A 467-nucleotide genomic window follows, 5' to 3' on the forward strand; every position below is an offset into this window, starting at 1 on the left:
TGCCGGGGCCGGGCAGAGTGGACCCATGCCCGCTCCCGCCCCCTCCCGCATCGCGGCCCTCGACGTGGCCCGCGGTCTCGCGATCCTCGGCACGCTCGCCACCAACATCTGGATCTTCAGCCACCAGGGCGGCTTCCTCGGCTACCTGACCGATCCGCTGGCCGGCACCGACGGCGGAGCGGCGCGCGCTGCCCAGGCGCTGCTGATGGCCGCGGCCAACGGCAAGTTCCTGGGCCTGCTGATGCTCCTCTTCGGGATCGGCCTCGCCGTCCAGCACGCCTCCGCCCGGCGGCGCGGACTCGCGTGGCCCCGGTCCTACCGGGTGCGGGCGGGGATCCTGTTCCTGGACGGGCTGCTCAACTACCTGCTGATCATCGAGTTCGACGTCCTGATGGGCTACGCGCTCACGGGGATGGTCGTGGCGTGGCTGGTGACCACCTCGGAGCGGGTGCAGCGCGGCGTCGTCC

1 protein-coding gene is annotated in these 467 nt (G+C 72.6%); it reads left to right on the top strand.

Annotated elements, in window-relative coordinates:
• Positions 1 to 25: 25 nt before the first annotated feature.
• Positions 26 to 467 (top strand): DUF418 domain-containing protein (locus ACXAGC_RS20495; RefSeq protein WP_474846863.1); only part of this gene is annotated, 442 nt, incomplete at its 3' end.

The sequence above is a fragment of the Alteromonas sp. AWJ4_197 genome, from assembly GCF_056160285.1.